The sequence below is a fragment of the Thermococcus aegaeus genome (assembly GCF_055393685.1).
On record NZ_AP042464.1, the window covers coordinates 585,475 to 603,054 of the forward strand.

At 43.6% G+C, this 17,580-nt stretch carries 20 protein-coding genes, 1 pseudogene and 1 riboswitch; of the genes and pseudogenes, 11 read left to right on the forward strand and 10 right to left on the reverse strand.

Annotated features, from left to right (window positions below; genetic code table 11):
* Positions 1–377: 377 nt before the first annotated feature.
* Positions 378–797: pseudogene (locus tag ACZ5NL_RS03210) on the reverse strand (zinc ribbon domain-containing protein); the annotation flags it as partial.
* Between the two features lie 383 nt (positions 798–1,180).
* Here ACZ5NL_RS03210 and ACZ5NL_RS03215 point away from each other — a divergent pair.
* Entirely contained in the window at positions 1,181–1,771 is a 591-nt protein-coding gene (locus ACZ5NL_RS03215; RefSeq protein WP_464842907.1) for a phosphatase PAP2 family protein, read from the forward strand.
* A gap of 40 nt (positions 1,772–1,811) precedes the next feature.
* On the opposite strand, the gene coaBC is transcribed toward ACZ5NL_RS03215, so the two are convergent.
* From coaBC to ACZ5NL_RS03240, 5 genes are all read right to left on the reverse strand, one after another.
* Positions 1,812–3,029 carry a bifunctional phosphopantothenoylcysteine decarboxylase/phosphopantothenate--cysteine ligase CoaBC gene (coaBC, locus tag ACZ5NL_RS03220; protein ID WP_464843299.1) on the reverse strand — a complete coding sequence of 406 codons (1,218 nt, stop codon included), beginning with the start codon at positions 3,027–3,029 and terminating at the stop codon, positions 1,812–1,814.
* 47 nt (positions 3,030–3,076) lie between these two features.
* Positions 3,077–3,649: a DUF835 domain-containing protein gene (locus ACZ5NL_RS03225; RefSeq protein WP_463281071.1), complete on the reverse strand. Its 573-nt coding sequence runs from the start codon at positions 3,647–3,649 to the stop codon at positions 3,077–3,079.
* Positions 3,650–3,744: 95 nt separating this feature from the next.
* Positions 3,745–4,125 (reverse strand): DUF190 domain-containing protein, encoded by a 381-nt coding sequence (locus ACZ5NL_RS03230; protein ID WP_152879431.1) that lies wholly within the window; start codon positions 4,123–4,125, stop codon positions 3,745–3,747.
* A 4-nt stretch (positions 4,126–4,129) separates the two neighbouring features.
* Complete coding sequence (gene crcB / locus ACZ5NL_RS03235; protein ID WP_464842909.1) at positions 4,130–4,501, reverse strand: fluoride efflux transporter CrcB; 372 nt, start codon at positions 4,499–4,501, stop codon at positions 4,130–4,132.
* 22 nt (positions 4,502–4,523) lie between these two features.
* Entirely contained in the window at positions 4,524–5,369 is an 846-nt protein-coding gene (locus ACZ5NL_RS03240; RefSeq protein WP_463277228.1) for a prenyltransferase/squalene oxidase repeat-containing protein, read from the reverse strand.
* A 23-nt stretch (positions 5,370–5,392) separates the two neighbouring features.
* Positions 5,393–5,469: riboswitch (Fluoride riboswitch) on the reverse strand.
* 67 nt (positions 5,470–5,536) lie between these two features.
* Here ACZ5NL_RS03240 and ACZ5NL_RS03245 point away from each other — a divergent pair.
* The 4 genes from ACZ5NL_RS03245 to ACZ5NL_RS03260 are packed head-to-tail and all read left to right on the forward strand — an operon-like array spanning position 5,537 to position 8,170.
* Positions 5,537–6,187, forward strand: coding sequence for a zinc metalloprotease (locus ACZ5NL_RS03245; protein WP_464842910.1), 651 nt, complete (start codon positions 5,537–5,539; stop codon positions 6,185–6,187).
* Complete coding sequence (locus tag ACZ5NL_RS03250; RefSeq protein ID WP_464842911.1) at positions 6,165–6,815, forward strand: glycosyltransferase family 2 protein; 651 nt, start codon at positions 6,165–6,167, stop codon at positions 6,813–6,815. Before ACZ5NL_RS03245 ends, ACZ5NL_RS03250 begins: the two co-directional genes overlap by 23 nt.
* Before the next feature lie 9 nt (positions 6,816–6,824).
* On the forward strand, positions 6,825–7,661 hold the full coding sequence (locus ACZ5NL_RS03255) for a fumarate hydratase (protein WP_464842912.1): 837 nt from the start codon (positions 6,825–6,827) through the stop codon (positions 7,659–7,661).
* Positions 7,652–8,170: a FumA C-terminus/TtdB family hydratase beta subunit gene (locus ACZ5NL_RS03260; protein WP_464842914.1), complete on the forward strand. Its 519-nt coding sequence runs from the start codon at positions 7,652–7,654 to the stop codon at positions 8,168–8,170. The genes ACZ5NL_RS03255 and ACZ5NL_RS03260 overlap by 10 nt, the downstream gene beginning before the upstream one ends.
* On the opposite strand, the gene ACZ5NL_RS03265 is transcribed toward ACZ5NL_RS03260, so the two are convergent.
* Entirely contained in the window at positions 8,157–8,387 is a 231-nt protein-coding gene (locus tag ACZ5NL_RS03265; protein ID WP_464843300.1) for a MoaD/ThiS family protein, read from the reverse strand. The two genes, ACZ5NL_RS03260 and ACZ5NL_RS03265, sit on opposite strands and share 14 nt — an antisense overlap.
* 349 nt (positions 8,388–8,736) lie before the next feature.
* Here ACZ5NL_RS03265 and ACZ5NL_RS03270 point away from each other — a divergent pair, with 349 nt between their 5' ends.
* Together ACZ5NL_RS03270 and ACZ5NL_RS03275 are read left to right on the forward strand one after the other, a co-directional pair.
* A complete protein-coding gene (locus ACZ5NL_RS03270; protein ID WP_464842915.1) occupies positions 8,737–8,994 on the forward strand; it encodes a hypothetical protein in 258 nt (85 codons plus the stop codon).
* Positions 8,995–8,999: 5 nt separating this feature from the next.
* A complete protein-coding gene (locus tag ACZ5NL_RS03275; RefSeq protein ID WP_464842917.1) occupies positions 9,000–9,674 on the forward strand; it encodes a hypothetical protein in 675 nt (224 codons plus the stop codon).
* Between the two features lie 88 nt (positions 9,675–9,762).
* Here ACZ5NL_RS03275 and for read toward each other — a convergent pair whose 3' ends face one another.
* Positions 9,763–11,628: a tungsten-containing formaldehyde ferredoxin oxidoreductase gene (for, locus tag ACZ5NL_RS03280; RefSeq protein WP_464842919.1), complete on the reverse strand. Its 1,866-nt coding sequence runs from the start codon at positions 11,626–11,628 to the stop codon at positions 9,763–9,765.
* Between the two features lie 261 nt (positions 11,629–11,889).
* On the opposite strand from for, the gene ACZ5NL_RS03285 reads away from it, so the two are divergent.
* Positions 11,890–12,942, forward strand: coding sequence for a radical SAM protein (locus ACZ5NL_RS03285; protein ID WP_464842921.1), 1,053 nt, complete (start codon positions 11,890–11,892; stop codon positions 12,940–12,942).
* 21 nt (positions 12,943–12,963) lie between these two features.
* Here ACZ5NL_RS03285 and ACZ5NL_RS03290 read toward each other — a convergent pair whose 3' ends face one another.
* Entirely contained in the window at positions 12,964–13,164 is a 201-nt protein-coding gene (locus ACZ5NL_RS03290; RefSeq protein ID WP_152879415.1) for a TIGR04140 family protein, read from the reverse strand.
* A gap of 88 nt (positions 13,165–13,252) precedes the next feature.
* Here ACZ5NL_RS03290 and pyk point away from each other — a divergent pair, with 88 nt between their 5' ends.
* Positions 13,253–14,680 carry a pyruvate kinase gene (pyk, locus tag ACZ5NL_RS03295; protein WP_152879444.1) on the forward strand — a complete coding sequence of 476 codons (1,428 nt, stop codon included), beginning with the start codon at positions 13,253–13,255 and terminating at the stop codon, positions 14,678–14,680.
* On the opposite strand, the gene ACZ5NL_RS03300 is transcribed toward pyk, so the two are convergent.
* Positions 14,677–15,432, reverse strand: coding sequence for a molybdopterin-binding protein (locus ACZ5NL_RS03300; protein WP_152879413.1), 756 nt, complete (start codon positions 15,430–15,432; stop codon positions 14,677–14,679). The two genes, pyk and ACZ5NL_RS03300, sit on opposite strands and share 4 nt — an antisense overlap.
* Before the next feature lie 132 nt (positions 15,433–15,564).
* Between ACZ5NL_RS03300 and ACZ5NL_RS03305 the strand changes: the two genes are divergently transcribed.
* Together ACZ5NL_RS03305 and ACZ5NL_RS03310 are read left to right on the forward strand one after the other, a co-directional pair.
* A complete protein-coding gene (locus ACZ5NL_RS03305; RefSeq protein ID WP_152879411.1) occupies positions 15,565–16,305 on the forward strand; it encodes an ATPase in 741 nt (246 codons plus the stop codon).
* Between the two features lie 12 nt (positions 16,306–16,317).
* On the forward strand, positions 16,318–17,571 hold the full coding sequence (locus ACZ5NL_RS03310) for an MFS transporter (RefSeq protein WP_152879409.1): 1,254 nt from the start codon (positions 16,318–16,320) through the stop codon (positions 17,569–17,571).
* Positions 17,572–17,580 lie beyond the last annotated feature (9 nt).

Below are 17,580 nucleotides of genomic sequence, written 5' to 3' on the forward strand. Positions count from 1 at the left end.
CACCACCAACCAAAAAATAGAGCAGAAGCTTATGAAGGTTTTTGTGAAAAAGAATTCCACTATCTATTCCTGAGGCTTGCCGTCTCCTATCTTTTTCCACTTTCAACCTTTCGGGGCTTTTTCTCTCCGGTAATTCGCAGACGATAAACCGTGAAGTGAAACCTTCTTCCGGAGATTTCACAAGGCACATCTCCTCTTCAACGCTTTCATCGAATTTCCGGAAAACATCGTAGAGATAGTAAACAGCTTTGCCCTCAACCTGTTCAAGTTTGGAATAGAGGTTAAAGAAAACGAAATTAAAAGAAAGCTCACAGTAATTAGGAGCGCTTTCGTTGAGTACAACCTAAGGTCATGGTACTACACAATCACCGTTCTGCCTACCCGTAAAGTGTGTGTAGAGTGTTAATCTCGTAACGGGTGGGCTTCCCTCCTCCCGTCTTCATTGGAGGGCTTTCGGGGGGAACGGGAACTCCCCACATCTTCAGACCCCTCAAACGAATATTCCACGAGCCGACCACGTCCCTATCAGCCTCAAAACAACAATTTGAGCACTTCAAAACCCTATACCCATTCGGGCTTAACTTCCCCCCACATATCGGGCATAGGGAGGAAGTATGAGCAGGATTAACAAAAACGACACTCACCCCTTTTAACTTGGCTTTATACTCAATAATGGATTGAAGCTTCCTAAAACTCCACCTGTGAAGCCTCCCATTCATTTCAGCCGAATACCTTATTGTGTTCCTGATTTCCGTTAAGTCTTCAAGAGCAATACCACCATACTTTTCCGCCAGCTCTCTTTTATTCATGAGAGGAAACCCCCCATAACCCCCTCTGTACTCCAACAAACCCCGTTGAGTTATGTTCACAAAAGGTAACAGCGACAATGGGAATCGTTCCAGCCACACATGTGAGGGATTAACTATAAGTACCTCAAAGCCCTATTAGACCATAAAGTAGAAAGAGGATAACTAGGATGAATATTAAAAAAACTGTTACCAAGATAGGGTCTACCCTTCATGAGAGAGATGTTCTTGTTAGGCTTGATATTTTCCTCATCATGTATTTTGGCTGGATCGGGTTCACCTTCTTCTATAATCTCATCCAAGATTACAGCAAGGATTTCGTTCCTTTTCTCCTGAAATTACCGTTTACGTCTAAACAATTCGTTATATTTTTAATGGAATCGACTAAAGACATACCTCTTCTCCAACCTTTGTTAACCATAGTCTATCACTTTGGATTTTCAGGTTCAATAGCACTTACAATCTTTTTCATACTAGTTTATTGGAAGGATTTTGAATCAGCCGATAGGCTCGCGTTTAGCTATCTCCTTTCCTATACACTCTGTGGTGTTATATACTCCCTAGGTCATGTTCACGCACCACACGATGTCTATGGATTGAAGGTATTCTCGGTAGGATCGTTAACACAAGAAGAATTTGTCCTACCTTCTCTTCATAATACAATAGCCACTGTTAACATAGTCACATTATGGGTCCATCGTGAGAAACGATGGGCCAAAATCCTTATTAGTCTAAATTTCCTAGTACCTCCTGCAACCATTCTCCTAGGTCACCACTGGATTTATGATGCTCTTACAGGGGTTCTCCTAGCAGTGATAATAAGCAAGATTGCCGCAAGGTTCAAGGTACAACTTCCCAAAACAATTATGCATGCAAAGGTATCTCACATACAGCGAGCAACTATAATCGGGTTTCTCACGGGGATGTTCCTTCTCCTATTCGCAATTAGCGGGCCAAAACTATAAACACAATAAAAAAGTTAAGAAAGAGACCCTCCGAGACTTTTTAACTTAAAACTTTTACGATCTTATCCCATATCCTCTCAGCAAGCTCCCTCTTGCTCATCAGCGGGAACTTCTCGTAACCATCTTTGGTGACCCAGTAGACTTCGTTTACCTCGCTTTCAAATGCAATTTCTCCCCTGTTGGCTATCACCACGTCGCTCTTTGCCTTTTCTATTTGCTTCCTTGCCTGCTCGATTAGCTCTTCTTCACTAACCCCATACTCCGCCTTGAAGCCCACCAAAAAGACATCGGGCTGGAGTTCCTTGACCCGCTGGATTATCTTCGGCGTTGGGACAAGCTCGATGACCAAGGGCTGGCCGCTCTTTATCTTACTTTCCGCTTTCTCCTTGGGGGTGAAGTCGCTAACGGCAGCTGCCAGAATAACAACGTCGTATTTCTTGGTTGAAAGCTCTTTTTCTATTGCCTCAAGCATCTCTTCGACTGTTTCAACCTCTATTTGGTTTTCGACAAAGCTCGGCACGCTTCCCTTGGTTCTTATGAGTGTCACTTCCGCTCCTCTAAATTCCGCCTCCTCGGCTATCGCAACACCCATCTTCCCACTGCTCCTGTTGGTGATGAATCTTATCGGGTCTATGTACTCCCTTGTAGCCCCCGCAGTTACCAGGACTCTCTTCCCAGCTAAATCCTTCTTGTGAAGCTTTTTTATAACGCGATAAACTATTTCTTCTATCGAAGCTACTTTAGCCTTCCCTTCCTCAAACCTCGGCCCAATAAACTCGACTCCAAGCTTCTTGAGCTTTTCAATGTTCTCCTTTATTATCGGATGTTCGTACATCGTCGAGTGCATTGCCGGAGCAATCATTATCGGCGTATGGGCAAAAGCCGTCGTTACAACGGTGGTAACGGGAGTATCATCAATTCCGCAGGCTATTTTGCTTATCGTGTTAGCGGTTGCCGGGCATACAAGAATTAAATCTGCTTTGTTCCCGTGTTCTCCGGCAAGCTCAACATGTTCAACGAAGCCCGTTATTTCCGTAACCACTTTATTGCCAGTAGCAAATTCCATTGCGTAGGGATGGATTATTTTCTGGGCGCTTTCGCTCATAACTGCATGAACTTCTGCTCCGTGCCTTATGAGCTCCCTTGCAAGCTTGACACACTCCACGGCCGCTATGCTTCCCGGTATGGCAAGCACTATCTTCTTTCCAACAAGCTTCCGGCTCTTTGTTGCATATATAAGCTTTACATGATGAAGCATTTCACTCACCAGAGAAAATTGGGGAGATTATATTTAAGGTTGCTGTTTTAGAGGATCTTTTTAAACTCCCTCTGCAGGAGAAAAGCATGCTTTTCTTCTAGGGCTCTTTCATCAACTATAAGGACAAGAATCGAATCTTTAAGCAAGATTTGATCCTTCAAATTAACGAGAAATCTAAAAACAGGCTCAAACCCGTTCTCTAGGATAAGATATTCAACCCCATCAATAATCAAAGCATCTCCACTTGTGGCCATAGTCACCGCCCAGTGAAGAATCTTTTCAAGGTGAGTTGGATTAACCGAATTCTCTTTTTCCACTTTGCTTAACCACAGAATAGGGAGTTTATACTTCTCAAAAAGATTGGGATTTCTAACAACCGCCAATATGTTCCTATCTCTAAGAATTTCGGTGATAAGGTAATCAATGTTAAGTGAAGGATAAATATATGCACCTGAAGAAAGCGGCTTATCGCCCACCCTTCGCTTGTTATTTGGAATAAAAATTCCAAGAAAGTTCTTCATTATGCCAAAAGCAAACGGAATATAAAAAAGAGCAAAATAAGCGCTTTCTCCAATGACATCATTTTCAACAAATAACATTGCAAAATTAATACTCATCATGGCGACTTTAGTTATGAAAGAGTTCCTTATAAAATTTTTGTTAATAAGTTTTTAATGAACTTGGTTAGTAACAAGAGTTAAAACGATATCCAAACCTACTCCTCCCTCACAGCATCTTCCTCGAACTTCCTCATTTCTTCCCTTGTCCCCACCCACACAACTATAACAGGCTCAACTGTTATCATGCCGTCCTTTATCATTGGCTTTATCTCGTTTATAGCCCTCTCTATCATGTGCCCCCTATCCACGGCCTCAATTATTATCGGCAGATCCGTTGAAAGCCTTAAAACATCACTTGAGTGCACTCTACTCTTTTTTCCAAAGCCATAAATCCCTCTATATACAGTTGCCCCAGCAAGTCCCATCTCCCTCAGTTTTTCTACTATTGCCTTATAAAGCGGTCTTCCATGCCAAGTATCACTTTCCCCTATGTAAATTTTCATTCTTAGAGTATTCCAGTGCTCAATTTCCACCATACTTTCACCTCCTTGCAAGAAGGAACCCCAAAAATACTAGGCTTATGGTTATTATAACGTTTGCCGAGATGTTTAAGAGGGCAAGGGAATGCTCCCTTTCACGCAAAAGGCTAAAAGTCTCATATGAAAAAGTTGAGAACGTGCTTAGGCCTCCGCAAAAGCCCGTTCCAAAAAAGGCTCTCCAGTTGGGAGAAACTTCATAGCCGAAGAAGATTAGTCCATATAAATAACCAAGCAGAAAGCTGGCTGTACTATTCACCAATAAAGTTCCTACCGGAAAATCCTTGTAAACTGGGAGTAAGCCCGCAATGCCATAGCGTATTATTGCTCCCAGCATTCCCCCAATGCCAACTGCCAAGAGGATTTTAGTGTTCATTCCCATACCTCCCAAGCAGTATTCAAAAGCTCAGAAGATCATTAAGTGCCCTCAACGCTCTATAGGTGTTTTGGAAGTTTGAAATCCCCATCTCAAGGCTCCTTCTAAAACCCCCGTTGGGATTCTGGAGAGCTCTTATAAACCTTATGTGAGGTTCTATGTAGCGAGGCTTTTCGTTAATAAGCCTTAAGCCCCTAACCGCGTAGAATGTTGGCTCCAGATAGGGTGGGAGAGAATAAGGTACCTCCGTAAAGCCGCCGTAAACTTCGCACTTGTGGAAGTGCCCTGTTTTTGGAACTGGGTATCCCAGCGCATTGAGCGAAAAGATCGCTTGGCAAGTCATGGTTGTTGTTGCCTGCTTCACACCATAGCCGTCGCCTTTCCTAAAGCTCTCAATGAAGTCCTTTATCTTCCTCTTCTCCGCGGAAGAAACTTTGTAATTTCCTGCTCTAAATGCCCTAAGCACCCAGTAGGTTGCTTCAAGTGGTGTTGCAGTTCCGAATTCCTCGCTCCCCCCAAGACCAACGGCAAATTTGCCTTCAAGGGGGCTATACTTTTCAAAGACCAGTGAAAGTCCTTCTTTTGCTAGGTCTTTTGCCCCTAGAATTGCGAGCCCTTCAACTGCCATGGCTATTGCAACAGTTGCTTGTTGGGGTTTTAGGGAGGTGTGTAAGAATTCTATTGTTTTTTCTTCATCTGGGACTTCTAGTCCAAGAAGATCATAGATTTTAACCGCATAGTAAGTGTCGTTTACGTTAGTCTCGTTCAGCAGAGAAACAAAGCAATAGCCACCGTCTTCATGTCTCCTTCCCTCAAGGTACCTCAGCACAGCATTTATATCAACATATTTCTCAAGCTTCGAGCCCATTCTACCGCCTCCCAAAGTTTTAGCGGAGAACAGGCGTCATCAGCCCTCAGCGGGCGGTTCGGGCTCGAAGCCCCAGGCGGACGCCATCGCCCAAGACCTTCTTCTTAGGTAATTTTATAAGCTTTTCTTTTGGAAAGATAAAATAACAAGCAAGCGAGTGGTGAAATATGGAACTTATTGGCTTTGTACATCTTGGCAACACATTCAACGAAAAGGTAATTGCCAGAGCCTATAAGCGAGTTAACAGCTATTTTAAGTCAAAGAACCTCCCGATAAGACTTGTTTATCTTGGAGAACTTGAATTGGGCCCCGGTTATCTCGTTAATATCTACACGGACGGTGGGAGTGTTAAGGGGTACCCCTTGGAGGGAATTACCGAACTTTTGCATGCGAAACTTATACATGCCCGAGAAGAGCTTTTTGAGAAGAAGAAGGCAAGGGCGGAAAAGAACAATAGTTCCGAAGAAGAGGTTACCATGAACAAGATATTCGGAATAGTGAACTTCCCCATAGTTTCGAGAAATCCCTACCTAGATTTTTATGAGAAATTTTTGGGGATTCAGCAGGATTTTCACAAATTAACGGTCATGGTTCTCTCGGTAAAGCCTTTTGAATCTGAAAACGAGAAGCTTTTTGAAGACAGGCTTTTCAAAGGAATTTTGCATGAAATTGGCCACGCTTTCGGATTAAATCACTGCCAAGAAGACTGCGTTATGAACCCCCCAAAGGTCATTGCCGAATGGGACTTAAGAAGGGATGATTTCTGTGAAAAGTGCTTTTTGGAGCTGAAAAGAAATGTTAGAGGGGAAACGGATTAGCGTTGTTATTCCAGCTTACAACGAGGCAAAAACAATTGGAAAGGTTCTCTCAAAAATCCCGGAGTTCGTTGATGAGGTTATTGTTGTGGATGATGGGAGCAGAGACAACACTTCAGAGGTCGCAAAAAGTTATGGAGCAAAGGTAATCCGACTTGAGGAAAATCAAGGAAAAGGGGCAGCAATGAGAGAAGGGATCAAGAATGTAAGTGGTGATATTGTGGTTTTTATGGATGCAGATGGCCAGCACAATCCAGAGGAAATTGAGAAGCTCCTCTATCCAATTTTGAGAGGGGAGGCAGACTTTGTTATAGGCTCTCGGCTGATAAAGGCACAAGGAAAAAGACCGCTTATAAGAAAGATAAGCAACTTTCTGAGTACCGGCTTAATAAAGTTCAAGCTAGGCATTGATGTTAGGGACACTCAAAGCGGATTTAGAGCCATCAAGAGGGAATTCCTACCGGAAATAGAGAGCAAAAGATATGAAGTTGAGACTGAAGTTTTAATAAAAGCCGTGAAAATGGGAGCGAGGGTTAAGGAAGTCCCGGTGGAGAGAATCTATGGGGTTGAGACGGGCCATTTCAGGTTTGAAGACGTTTTGAGGTTCATCCACTCCCTTATCAAGTACTGAGGTGAGTATATGGAGAGAGCAATATTTGAAGCGATAAAGCTTGCTGTCACGAAAATTCCCGACGACGTTGTTAAATCCCTGCAAGAGGCTTATGAAAAGGAAGATAACCCAACTGCAAAGTTCAACCTTGAAAATATTCTAAAAGCCGTTGAAATCGGAAAGCGAGAGGGAATCCCAGTGTGCCAAGACACCGGAACGGTGACTTTCTTCGTAGAGGCTGGAATCAAAAGCCCGTATCTAAGAGAAATAGAAGGGGTTATAGCTTCAGCTCTGGAAAAAGCAACGAAGGAAATTCCTCTAAGACCAAATACCCTTGATGTTCTCACGAACAAAAACGTTGGAAACCTCCCGGTTATTCATTGGGAGCTTACAAAAGGGGATAAAATAAGGATAGCTATTCTGCCAAAAGGAGGGGGAAGCGAAAACTGTTCTGCTTTAGCAATGCTCACTCCTGCGGAGAGCTTTGAAGGTGTAAAGAGGGCTGTAATTAATAGAGTTAAGGAATGCGGCGGAAAGCCCTGCCCCCCAGTAATCATAGGAATCGGGATTGGGGGAAGCTCTAACACGGCCTTAAAGCTTGCCAAAAAAGCCCTGTTAAGACCCGTAGGAGAGAGGCACAGAGACAAAAGGATAGCAAAATTCGAGGGGGTGCTACTTGAAGAGATAAACTCTCTAGGAGTAGGCCCCATGGGGATGGGAGGAAAAACAACTGCTCTAGACGTCAAGGTTGAGATCACTTATAGGCATCCGGCTTCGTTCCCTGTTGGAATTGTTTTCCAGTGCTGGGCACATAGGAAGGCTTTCTTAGAGATAAGCGCAAACGGAGAGGTGAGAGTATGGCAGTAAAGCTGAGGACACCGCTAACCGAGGAGGACGTGCTAAAGCTCAAAGCCGGGGACTTGGTTTACCTCTCTGGAGTGATATACACGGCAAGGGATCTCGCTCATAGAAAACTACTGGAAAAAGCCCCCTTTGATTTAAGAGGAGCCGTTATCTATCACTGTGGCCCAATAGTGCGAAAAAAGGAAAGCGGATATGAGATAGTCTCCGCAGGCCCAACAACAAGCGCGAGGATGAACAGATACCTCGAAAAAATCCTAAGCATGGGCGTTAAAGGCATCATAGGGAAGGGAGGAATGAATCCAGGGCCTTTCAGAGAGCACAAAGCGGTCTACTTTGCATTTACAGGCGGCGCTGGCTCTCTGGCTGCAAAGAGCGTAAAAAGAGTTTTAGACGTTTACTGGCTTGAAGAGCTTGGAATTCCTGAGGCGGTTTGGGTTCTAGAGGTTGAAGAATTTCCGCTTATAGTGGGAATAGACGCTTTTGGGAACTCCTTATACTCTAACCTCCGCTGAGAACGGGCATGACTTTTATCTCATCCCCTTCCTCAACTACTGCATCTCCCTTTGCAGGCTTGCCGTTAATGAAGATTATCTTGTCATGGAATTCGTCATACCTCGGGATTAGCTCTCTAAGTATCTCATCCACTGTCTTGGGGCTGTCGAGCTTTATCTCAAGCTCTCTAGCTTTGGCAAGATGAGCAAAAGCCCCCATAAGCCTGATTTTCACCATGTGCATCACCACAGATACTATTCTTTGTCAGCTGATAAATTTTGTTGTCCTTTTTACTTTGTTTTGTCTTTTCGTTTTTTCTAATGGTAAATTTTATATGGTTTGAGTGCTTATTATTGGTGAGTATTTCCTCATGCTTGGGGAGGCAAATGAGAAAGATAATTGTGCTGGTAGGAATTTTATTTTTTGTATCCCTACCAACTACGCCTATAAATGCCTGGAGCTATTGTGACACTGGAGACGTTGTATTTTGGGTCCTTCCGGTGGTTGGGTCATTCTCTGCAGAGAAAAGCTCGTCGACGATCCAAACTTGTGGTTTGGCCTTTAGGCACGTCATACAGAAGCCGGAGTGTATACATGGTACTGGTACGCAAGTGTTCATCCCTTGGATCGGATCAATCTTTATGTAACAGGGCCGGAAGGGGATGTCCCATTTGAGCTCATAATATACACCTTCGACGGAAGCTTGTTTAATGTAAGAGATGAAGCAGGGTACAAATGGGATGGAGGCTCTTTCTCACCAACATACACAGCTTCAAATTCATTTCCACACGTAAATGTTAAAGTTGGAGTTCAAGTGGGATGGGATTATGTGATAAATTGGTGATGAAAATGAGAAAGAGCGTTATTTGGGTGACAGGTCTATTGTCCATTTTGGTAGTTGCACTCTTAGGTTACTCTTATGAAGCACCAGATATCCAAAAAATACAATCAAAGCTGGAACAGATCCCCACAGAGGATTACACCTATATAGAAAACGCGACCTTATATGCAGTTCAAAACACCTCCACGGGCATTGAGCGTATAACTGCTTATCATCTAATACATCTCAAAAAATCTAAAGGGAAGTATACCTTCAATGGCTCCGTAAGGTACTATGTAAATGGGGTTTATAAGTATGGATACTCAATTTATTTTGAATTTTTCGGAGGTAATGGCTCAGGATACGTAAACGTTAATGGTACGATGTATGACATAAAAGACAAAGAATGGGAAAAAATAGCAGGAATAACAAGGGAAGAACTAATACAACGGGAAATATACTCTTCATTCCGGATAGAAAGGTTGAAAATCCTATTAAATGAGTCCAAGTGGCAGCTAAAGCAGAGGAGAGTATTCTCTGGAACTTATGAATTCAAGGGAGTTTACAAGGGTTCTAAGGTCGAGCTTATAACTAACAGCCAGATATCTAAGATAACTATCAACATAGAAACTCCCTACGGATCTAAAATCCACAAAGAACTGATATTAGGAACAAGTTATCATGAGTATGATTGTCTTACTTGAACTTTTTTCATTTTCTTTTGAAAAATCTCTTTTCAAAATAAGAGAAGTCAAGAAGCTCAAGAGACAAAGAAGATAAAAAAGGAAAAGCTCACTCGAGCTTCGTAACCTTCTCAAGCTCTGGGATGACGAACTCAAGGCCAAGTTCCTTGAGTGTCTCTTTCTTTGGAATACCCCTCTCGTCCCAGCCTCTGAGCTTGTAGTATTCTGAAAGCAGGGCATCGTACTTGTCCTTCTCAAGGTGCTGGCCCTTGTATGGGCCGCTCTTAAGGCCTTCTTTGAACCATCTCTCTGGTGGATAGTCCATTTCTCTGCTCCAGTTGCCGTTGAATTCCCTAACCCAGTATGCCCTCATGAGAGCATAAACCCTATCGGCTGCCTTGTAGAGGTCGTCCCAGGTGTACTTGACACCGGTGATTGCTTCGAGAAGCTTTGGATAGTAGTCCAAGCTTAGGCCAACTTCAACCCATGGCAATCTACAGGCGGTGAGCATCTCGAAGAGGCCACCTCTAAGTCTTTGCAGCTCAATAACTTTTGCGGCCTTTTCTGGGTCATAGGTTATCTTGTACTCAACTTTCTGGGCCTTTTCACCTTCAATTGGCGCTGTACCGATCTCCCACGCAATAACCCATGCTTCCTTGTGGTGGGCACCGATTGCGCTCGTTCCATACGCCAAAGCCATTGCTGGGTAGATGTAACAGTTGTAACCGCTGACCTCAAGACCTTTAACGTGCATCGCAAAGTCCTTTGCACCAAGCTTCTCGCTCATTGCTTTGACACCCTCAGCGGCAAGGTTTCCGAGCTCTCCTCTTCTATAGGCTATGTCTAAGGCAAGTTGCTTGGCCTTCTTGAAATCTCCAAATTCTGGAGCATCGTCATCTTTTATTATGCCCTTCTCCTTAGCTTCCATCACATAGGATATCGAAACTCCAAGCGAAATCGTGTCAAGCCCCATCTCATCTGCAATTCTGTTGAGAACTGAGACCTCGTTAAGCTTTCCTATGCCGAGATTTGAACCTAACAAAGCAACGTTTTCATAGTCAAGTTCACTTTCTCTACCCTCTGCATCAAGAACCACGTTTCCACAAGGCATGTTACAGTATGGACAACCTCTCTGGTTGACCTTCATTCCTTCCATTGTGTAACCGTCTATTGAACGGGCAAACTCAAAGCTTCCGTCGCTGAAGTTCCTTGTTGGTAATGCAGAGTTCTCATTCGTCCATTCCACAGCGGCCATTGTTCCCTGTCTGTGCCAGAACGGATAACCGGGAGAGTCGCGAATTGCATTATAAGCCTCTTGTGAAAGCTTCCTAAGCTTCTCCTTGTCAGCAACTGGGATTTCTTTGGTACCCTTAATGACAACCGCCTTGAGCTTCTTACTACCCATTACCGCACCCATACCTGGCCTTCCAGCTGCCCTTCCTTCTTGGGAGATAACAACGGCATATTTAACGAGGTTCTCCCCAGCGGGCCCTATGCTTAGAACACCCACGTTCTTACCGTGTATCTCCTTGAGCTCTTTCTCGGTTTCAAAGGTAGTTTTGCCCCAGAGACCTTCGGCACTGAGAATGCTCACGTTGTCGTCCTCGATGTAGAGATAGACGGGCTTTTTGGCCTTTCCTTCAACGACAAGGGCATCATAGCCGGCTTTTCTTAAATGCACGGTGGCCATTGTTCCGAGGTTACCATCGCCATAACCACCGGTCAGGGGGCTCTTGGCAGCTATAACCATCTTTCCACCGCTTGGTGTTGGGAGACCGTTAAACGGACCACTTGCAAAAACTAATCTGTTTTCTGGCCCAAGAGGATCTACGTTCTTTGCTTCATTCCAAAGAATCCAGGCTGCTAGACCTCTACCACCAATAAAATTCTTTGCAACTTCCGGAGAATATTCCTGCACCCAGACTTTGTTGTTGGTTAAATCAACCCTTAGGATTCTTCCCCACCAACCTTTCATAGAAGATCACCAAAGTTCATTAATGCTTGAATTTTAATAAAGGTTTTGGGTTCATAAAATAGTTTAATTGACATAAACCAAGAAAACGCTCTTATTTAACGACTATTGCTTAAATAAGCTTTTTTGTTTAGCATAGTCTTTCGAAGAATCTTTAAGAAAAAGGAGATGCTATCGAAGATTAATCATTCAACAAAGGAAGTATTTTAGGGCTACATTCGGAGAGGTTTAAACTTTTAATAATTCATGTGCTATTATTAATCGATGGTCATGTGGTTTAGGCGAGTAGAACTCGATGAAATTAAAAGGGCAAAAGATGCATTACCGCATTACTTTTCAATCTTAAGCGGAGAAGAAAAGCCAAATTTCTTCTATTCAAAGCAGGTAGAGGTTAATTTTGGAGAAAATGAGGATCTTGAGAGTCTGTGGAAAACACACGAAGAAGGGATGGAAAAGTTGAGAGAGAACGATTTAAAAGAGAATCCCAAAAAGAGTCTCCTCGATTTAAAAGCCCTAATAGCATATAAAATGCTTGAAAGCTGTGAGCTGTGCGAGTTTAAATGCCACGCAAATAGATTTGAAGAGATCGGCTACTGCAGAGTGAAAGAAAGTTTAGTGGCGAGTGATTTTCTCCACATAGGGGAGGAGCCAGAGCTTGTGCCGTCTTATACAGTCTTCTTTTCCGGGTGCAACTTTAGGTGCGTGTTCTGTCAGAACTGGGACATAAGCCAATACCGCGTAGGCCTGAGGTATTCTCCCAAGGAGATGGCCGTTAAGATAGCGGTAGCCTATGCTGAGGGGGCAAAGAATGTTAACTTCGTTGGTGGCGAGCCAACTCCAAACCTTCCTTTTATCCTTGAGACTCTAAAGTACGTCAAAGTTCCCATTCCAGTGGTCTGGAACTCAAACATGTATATGAGCGAAAAAAGCATGAAGCTTTTGGATGGAATTGTAGATGTTTATCTGGCGGATTTCAAATGGGGTAATAACGAGGATGCCCTCAAATACTCAAGAGCTCCCAGATACTGGGAAACCGTTACGAGGAACTTTTTACTGGCTAAACAGCACTACAAAGCCGAGTTCCTGATAAGGCATCTCGTAATGCCAGGACACCTGGAGTGCTGCACAAAGCCGATTTTAAAGTGGATCAGCGAAAATCTCGGTAAGAGTGTTAGGGTTAACGTGATGTTCCAGTATCGGCCGGAGTATAAAGCCCACGAATACCCCGAAATCGATAGAAGGCTCACAAACGATGAGATGTTTAAAGCGGCAGAATTTGTGAAGGAGTTTGGATTAAAAAACGCGCTGGTGGGATAAACAGAAAATCTTCAGGATTCACTATCCCCCTGCCCTTGACCTCATCAATGCATTCATAAATTTCTCGATTTCTTCACTGCTCCCATCAACCACTATCTCCCACCTGGGCATCCCAAAAAACGGCTCTGCCTCTTGGATTTCTACTCTTATTTTAGCTTTGGAATTTTCCTTGATTTTAAGAAGCTCCTCGGGAGGGATTGCAACTATTAGTTTTCTCCTCATGGAAAAAGATAGGGGAAGGATTTAAAATACCTTTCGAATCTCAGAAAACTTAATTAATCCTGAAGAAAAAAGGAAAATGGTGAGAGAAATGCAACTTCCGTCTCATAAAACAAAGATAATCGCCACAATAGGGCCTGCATCCAGGCAAAGGAGCACTATAGAAAAGATGATAGAAGCTGGAATGAGTGTCGCGAGAATAAACTTCTCCCATGGAACTTTTGAGGAGCATACAAAGACTATCGAGTTGGTGAGAGATGCTGCCGAGAAATTAGGGAGGAGAGTGGCAATTTTAGGCGATCTGCCAGGACTAAAAATGAGGGTCGGAAAGCTGAAGGGGGACTCTATAACTCTAAGAAAGGGAGAAAAAGTCGTTCTCACAACAAGAGATGTTGAAGGCGACGAAACGACCATTCCTGTCGAGTTTAAAGACTTTCCAAAGCTGGTTTCAAAGGGTGATACCATATACCTAAGCGATGGCTACATAATGCTGAGGGTTGAAGAAGTTAAGGGCAATGACGTCGAATGTGTAGTGGTTAACGGAGGAATATTGTTCTCCCACAAGGGAATAAACATTCCAAAAGCCAACCTTCCAATTGAAGCGATAACTCCAAGGGACCTCGAGATAATAGAGTTTGCAATTGAACATGGAATAGACGCCATAGGTTTGTCCTTCGTAGGCTCTGTGTATGACGTGCTCAAGGTGAAGAGCTTTCTTGCAAAGAAAAACGCAGAGCTCTTCATTATTGCAAAGATAGAGAGACCGGATGCTGTGAGAAACTTTGATGAGATCCTAAACGCAGCGGATGGAATAATGGTAGCAAGGGGCGACCTCGGTGTTGAGATGCCAATTGAAAAGCTCCCCATAATGCAAAAGCAACTCATAAAAAAGGCAAATCTAGCTGCAAAGCCAGTAATAACCGCCACCCAAATGCTTGTCTCAATGACCACTGAAAAGATACCCAGAAGGGCAGAAGTAACAGATGTCGCGAACGCAATACTTGACGGTACAGATGCCGTAATGCTTTCAGAGGAAACGGCCATAGGAAAATATCCCGTTGAAGCAGTTGAGATGATGGCAAAGATAGCTAAAGCAACAGAAGAATACAGAGAATCCCTAGGATATTCCAGACTGCGCAGTTGGATTGAATCACTGCCGCAAAAAAGCACTATAAAAGAGGCAATAACCCGCAGCGTCATAGATGCTCTCTGTGCCATAGACATAAAATACATCTTAACCCCCACAAAAACGGGGTTAACCCCAAGGTTAATATCTCGCTTCAAACCCAAGCAGTGGATCCTCGCTTTCTCAAGCAATGAAAAGGTCTGCAATAACTTGGCCTTTTCATACGGAGTCTACCCATCCCACATGGACGAGGGCTTCACTGAAAAGGACATAATAATGCTGGTAAAGGGATTGGGAATAGCTAAAGAGGATGATACAGTGCTCCTAACGGAAGGAAAACCAATAGGAAAAACCGTAGGAACAAATACAATGCGTATCTTCCAGATTCCTTAGACTTCTTCAAACATTATTCCCTTTTCCTCCATAAATTTCTTTGCCTTTTCAACCTCCTCTTCCGACTCTCCAAAGATAATTATTCCGATGTATTTTCCAAAGCCCTTTGGGGAAGAGTGTATCCTCACCTTGAACTTGCCCAACGTCTCATTTAATATTGGAGCGAGCTTTGATTCGTCCGTTATCTCTGCAAGTAGCTTTCTCTGAACAAATGTTTTCTTTCCAAGTCTGGGGAGCACTTCTTCCTCAAGCATTGCCTTCATTTCCTTTGGCATTCCCGGAAGGACAAATATTTTTGTTTTTTCATGAACCAAAAACGCTCCCGGTGCAGCCCCGACAGAGTTGTTGAGCATCTCAGCCCCCTTTGGAAGATATGCCATCTTTTTACGTGCGTCATTGATTTTCGGATCATCTACGAGGCCTTTCTCATAGAGCTCCAAGTAAAACTGTTCAATTCTCTTGAGTGCATCCTCTCTCAATTCAAGCTCAATGTCAAGGGCCTTGGCAAGGGCAAGCATTGTAACATCGTCGTGCGTGGGGCCTAATCCTCCAGCGATTATTAAAACTTCTGGCTTTCGGGATAGCGACTCTCTGATTACAGTTTTTATATCTTCAACGTCATCCCCCACAGTTGTTATTCTCTTCACCCAGTAGCCTCTTTCCGTGAGCTTTTGGGCTATAAATGCGGAATTGCTGTCGACAGTGTTGCCCGTCAGCAGTTCATCTCCCACAGTAACTATCTCCGCAAACATATCTACCACCCTAATTCAATTGAACTTTCTGGATTTAATCTTTACAGTTCATTCAGGAGGTATGCCCCGTTATCCTAACAGTATCCTCTCCCATAGAAACCCTTTAAAAGCCCAATTTCAAACCCACTCACAATGATAGAGACAGTGAAAGACGACTTTGTTAAGACTTATCGTTTGCATCAAAGCCTTGAAGCCCTCGAGCGGGTTAGGGGAGAGATTAGTGAAGAAGCCTATGAAAGGTTAAAAAGCCTAGTCCATTACAGACTTTACGGGAAAGAATTTAATAGAGAAAAAATCAGGGAAAAAATCGCCCTCGCATTTTCAATGGGAAGCGACAGCACTGCCTCGCTTTTAATCCTTCGATGGGCGGGATTTGAAGTAGTCCCGGTTATGGTAAAGCTCCCTCAAATGAGGGACGTAATACTCTTCAGAGCTCAGGAGTACGGAGCAGTTTTTGTTGAAATCCCGGAATACATGGAGACTATAAGCGCGCAGATAAAAAAGAAGGCTCCTATCTGCGGTAAATGTCATTCAATGATAATGGAAGCAGTTAAGGACTACGCAAGGAAAAACGGGATAAAAATAGTTGCTTCAGGGGACCTGCTGAGCTTCGGAAGCATTTCGATTTACAAAGAGGAAGACCTGATAAAGCTAAACCTACCTGCCTTTTTAGCCCTTGATAAAAGAGAAGCAATAAGCCTCCTCGGCAGAAAATACGCATTAGGCTTTGGATGTTCCTTGTGGAAAAACGCTACCAAAAGTGCGCCGATTTTAAAACGCTTCGGCATTCAGAGAGTGTTAAGGGAGCTCAGAGCGGGAGCGATAGACAAGGAGATAGCAAATGCCCTCATCAGAGACATCCTCAAAAATTGAGGGGGTGAGAGCATGAAAAGAGAGCAGTCTCTGCTTCAAATCATTAAGGAGCGAGCTGCAAAAATCTCCATTCGGAAGAGAAAGAAAAGAAACCTCCTTCTTCTTGCAATTTCAATGTTCTTAGCCAATGTAAGCTGGGGAATAGCCTATCCATACCTCGGTGTATACATGAAAGCCCTGGGAGGATCACTTTTTCTTGTCGGGCTTTTGAGTGTTGCTTTCAATTTGACATCCAGCATAGCCCAGTACCCCTTTGGATACCTTTCCGATAAAACCGGTAGAAGAAAACCGTTCATAGCATTTGGAATCTTTTCTTCAGGTATTGCGTACCTTTTTGTAATATTTGCCACAACTCCCTCAGCGCTCCTCGGGATAAGGATTCTTCAGGGAGTGTTAAGCTCTTCAATTTTTCCCGCCCATACTGCCTTTATTACCGAGCTTTCGGTTATGGAAAAGGTGGGTTCAACATTTGGGTTCTTTAACTTCGTTGAAAATATGGGGTACATGCTGGGGAACTTTGTGGGAAGCGGAATAGTTAAAGTCCTCGGTATCAAAAGTGCTTTTATTATCTCCGCACTGATATCAATTGTTTCAGCCGGAATAGTGATGCTTATCAAAGAAACCCCTCACCAAACTTCACATTCTGAGGGGTTGATACTAACTCAGGAAAGCAGAGAGAGCGAGAGGGTTATTTTCAAGGGTAGCGCTTTTAAGAGCCTTCTGAAGGGAAAGCTGGGCATTTTTTACTTATCCGTCTTGTTTGCAATGATAGCTTCCGGCCAGGTTTACTCCGTGCTCTCCGTGTACTTTGAAGAGAGATTTGGGAGCCAATGGGTTGGAATTCTCTTCGGTGTTGATTCCCTAGCAGCTGCCTTAAGTGCCCCCTTCATAGGCAGGGCTATTGATAAAAAGGGCGCGAAAAAGATTTTCATCTTGTCGCTAGTGGGTTACATGGTGGTGTTCTACGGGTATGGAGCAGTTAAAAGCATAAATCTGATGATAGCCCTTTCAATACTCTCGGGAGTGAAGTGGTCTGCCTTTGTTAGCGCAGCATCAGCCTACGTAGCACTGAAAACAGAGGACAGGATAAGGGCACAGGCTATGGGAATGCTAAATACGATGATGAGCATCGGATGGGTCGTTGGGCCTCTAATAGGGGGATATCTAAGCGAAATAAGCTTTGGACTTAACTTCTTATCTTCGTTAGTACCCCTTGCTCTGGCAGTTGCGTTGATGTTTGCTCCAAAAAATCTTAAAAGGCACTAAAGGAAGGTA

Coding starts and splice junctions, on each gene's coding strand:
- ACZ5NL_RS03300 (WP_152879413.1), bottom strand. CDS start 15,432: ATGTTTGCGGAGATAGTTACTGTGGGAGATGAACTGCTGACGGGCAAC.
- ACZ5NL_RS03290 (WP_152879415.1), bottom strand. CDS start 13,164: ATGAGGAGAAAACTAATAGTTGCAATCCCTCCCGAGGAGCTTCTTAAA.
- pyk (WP_152879444.1), top strand. CDS start 13,253: ATGCAACTTCCGTCTCATAAAACAAAGATAATCGCCACAATAGGGCCT.
- ACZ5NL_RS03285 (WP_464842921.1), top strand. CDS start 11,890: ATGGTCATGTGGTTTAGGCGAGTAGAACTCGATGAAATTAAAAGGGCA.
- ACZ5NL_RS03310 (WP_152879409.1), top strand. CDS start 16,318: ATGAAAAGAGAGCAGTCTCTGCTTCAAATCATTAAGGAGCGAGCTGCA.
- ACZ5NL_RS03255 (WP_464842912.1), top strand. CDS start 6,825: ATGGAGAGAGCAATATTTGAAGCGATAAAGCTTGCTGTCACGAAAATT.
- ACZ5NL_RS03250 (WP_464842911.1), top strand. CDS start 6,165: ATGTTAGAGGGGAAACGGATTAGCGTTGTTATTCCAGCTTACAACGAG.
- ACZ5NL_RS03240 (WP_463277228.1), bottom strand. CDS start 5,369: ATGGGCTCGAAGCTTGAGAAATATGTTGATATAAATGCTGTGCTGAGG.
- ACZ5NL_RS03260 (WP_464842914.1), top strand. CDS start 7,652: ATGGCAGTAAAGCTGAGGACACCGCTAACCGAGGAGGACGTGCTAAAG.
- ACZ5NL_RS03265 (WP_464843300.1), bottom strand. CDS start 8,387: ATGGTGAAAATCAGGCTTATGGGGGCTTTTGCTCATCTTGCCAAAGCT.
- ACZ5NL_RS03305 (WP_152879411.1), top strand. CDS start 15,565: ATGATAGAGACAGTGAAAGACGACTTTGTTAAGACTTATCGTTTGCAT.
- ACZ5NL_RS03215 (WP_464842907.1), top strand. CDS start 1,181: ATGGAATCGACTAAAGACATACCTCTTCTCCAACCTTTGTTAACCATA.
- ACZ5NL_RS03245 (WP_464842910.1), top strand. CDS start 5,537: ATGGAACTTATTGGCTTTGTACATCTTGGCAACACATTCAACGAAAAG.
- coaBC (WP_464843299.1), bottom strand. CDS start 3,029: ATGCTTCATCATGTAAAGCTTATATATGCAACAAAGAGCCGGAAGCTT.
- ACZ5NL_RS03230 (WP_152879431.1), bottom strand. CDS start 4,125: ATGGTGGAAATTGAGCACTGGAATACTCTAAGAATGAAAATTTACATA.
- for (WP_464842919.1), bottom strand. CDS start 11,628: ATGAAAGGTTGGTGGGGAAGAATCCTAAGGGTTGATTTAACCAACAAC.
- ACZ5NL_RS03275 (WP_464842917.1), top strand. CDS start 9,000: ATGAGAAAGAGCGTTATTTGGGTGACAGGTCTATTGTCCATTTTGGTA.
- crcB (WP_464842909.1), bottom strand. CDS start 4,501: ATGAACACTAAAATCCTCTTGGCAGTTGGCATTGGGGGAATGCTGGGA.
- ACZ5NL_RS03225 (WP_463281071.1), bottom strand. CDS start 3,649: ATGATGAGTATTAATTTTGCAATGTTATTTGTTGAAAATGATGTCATT.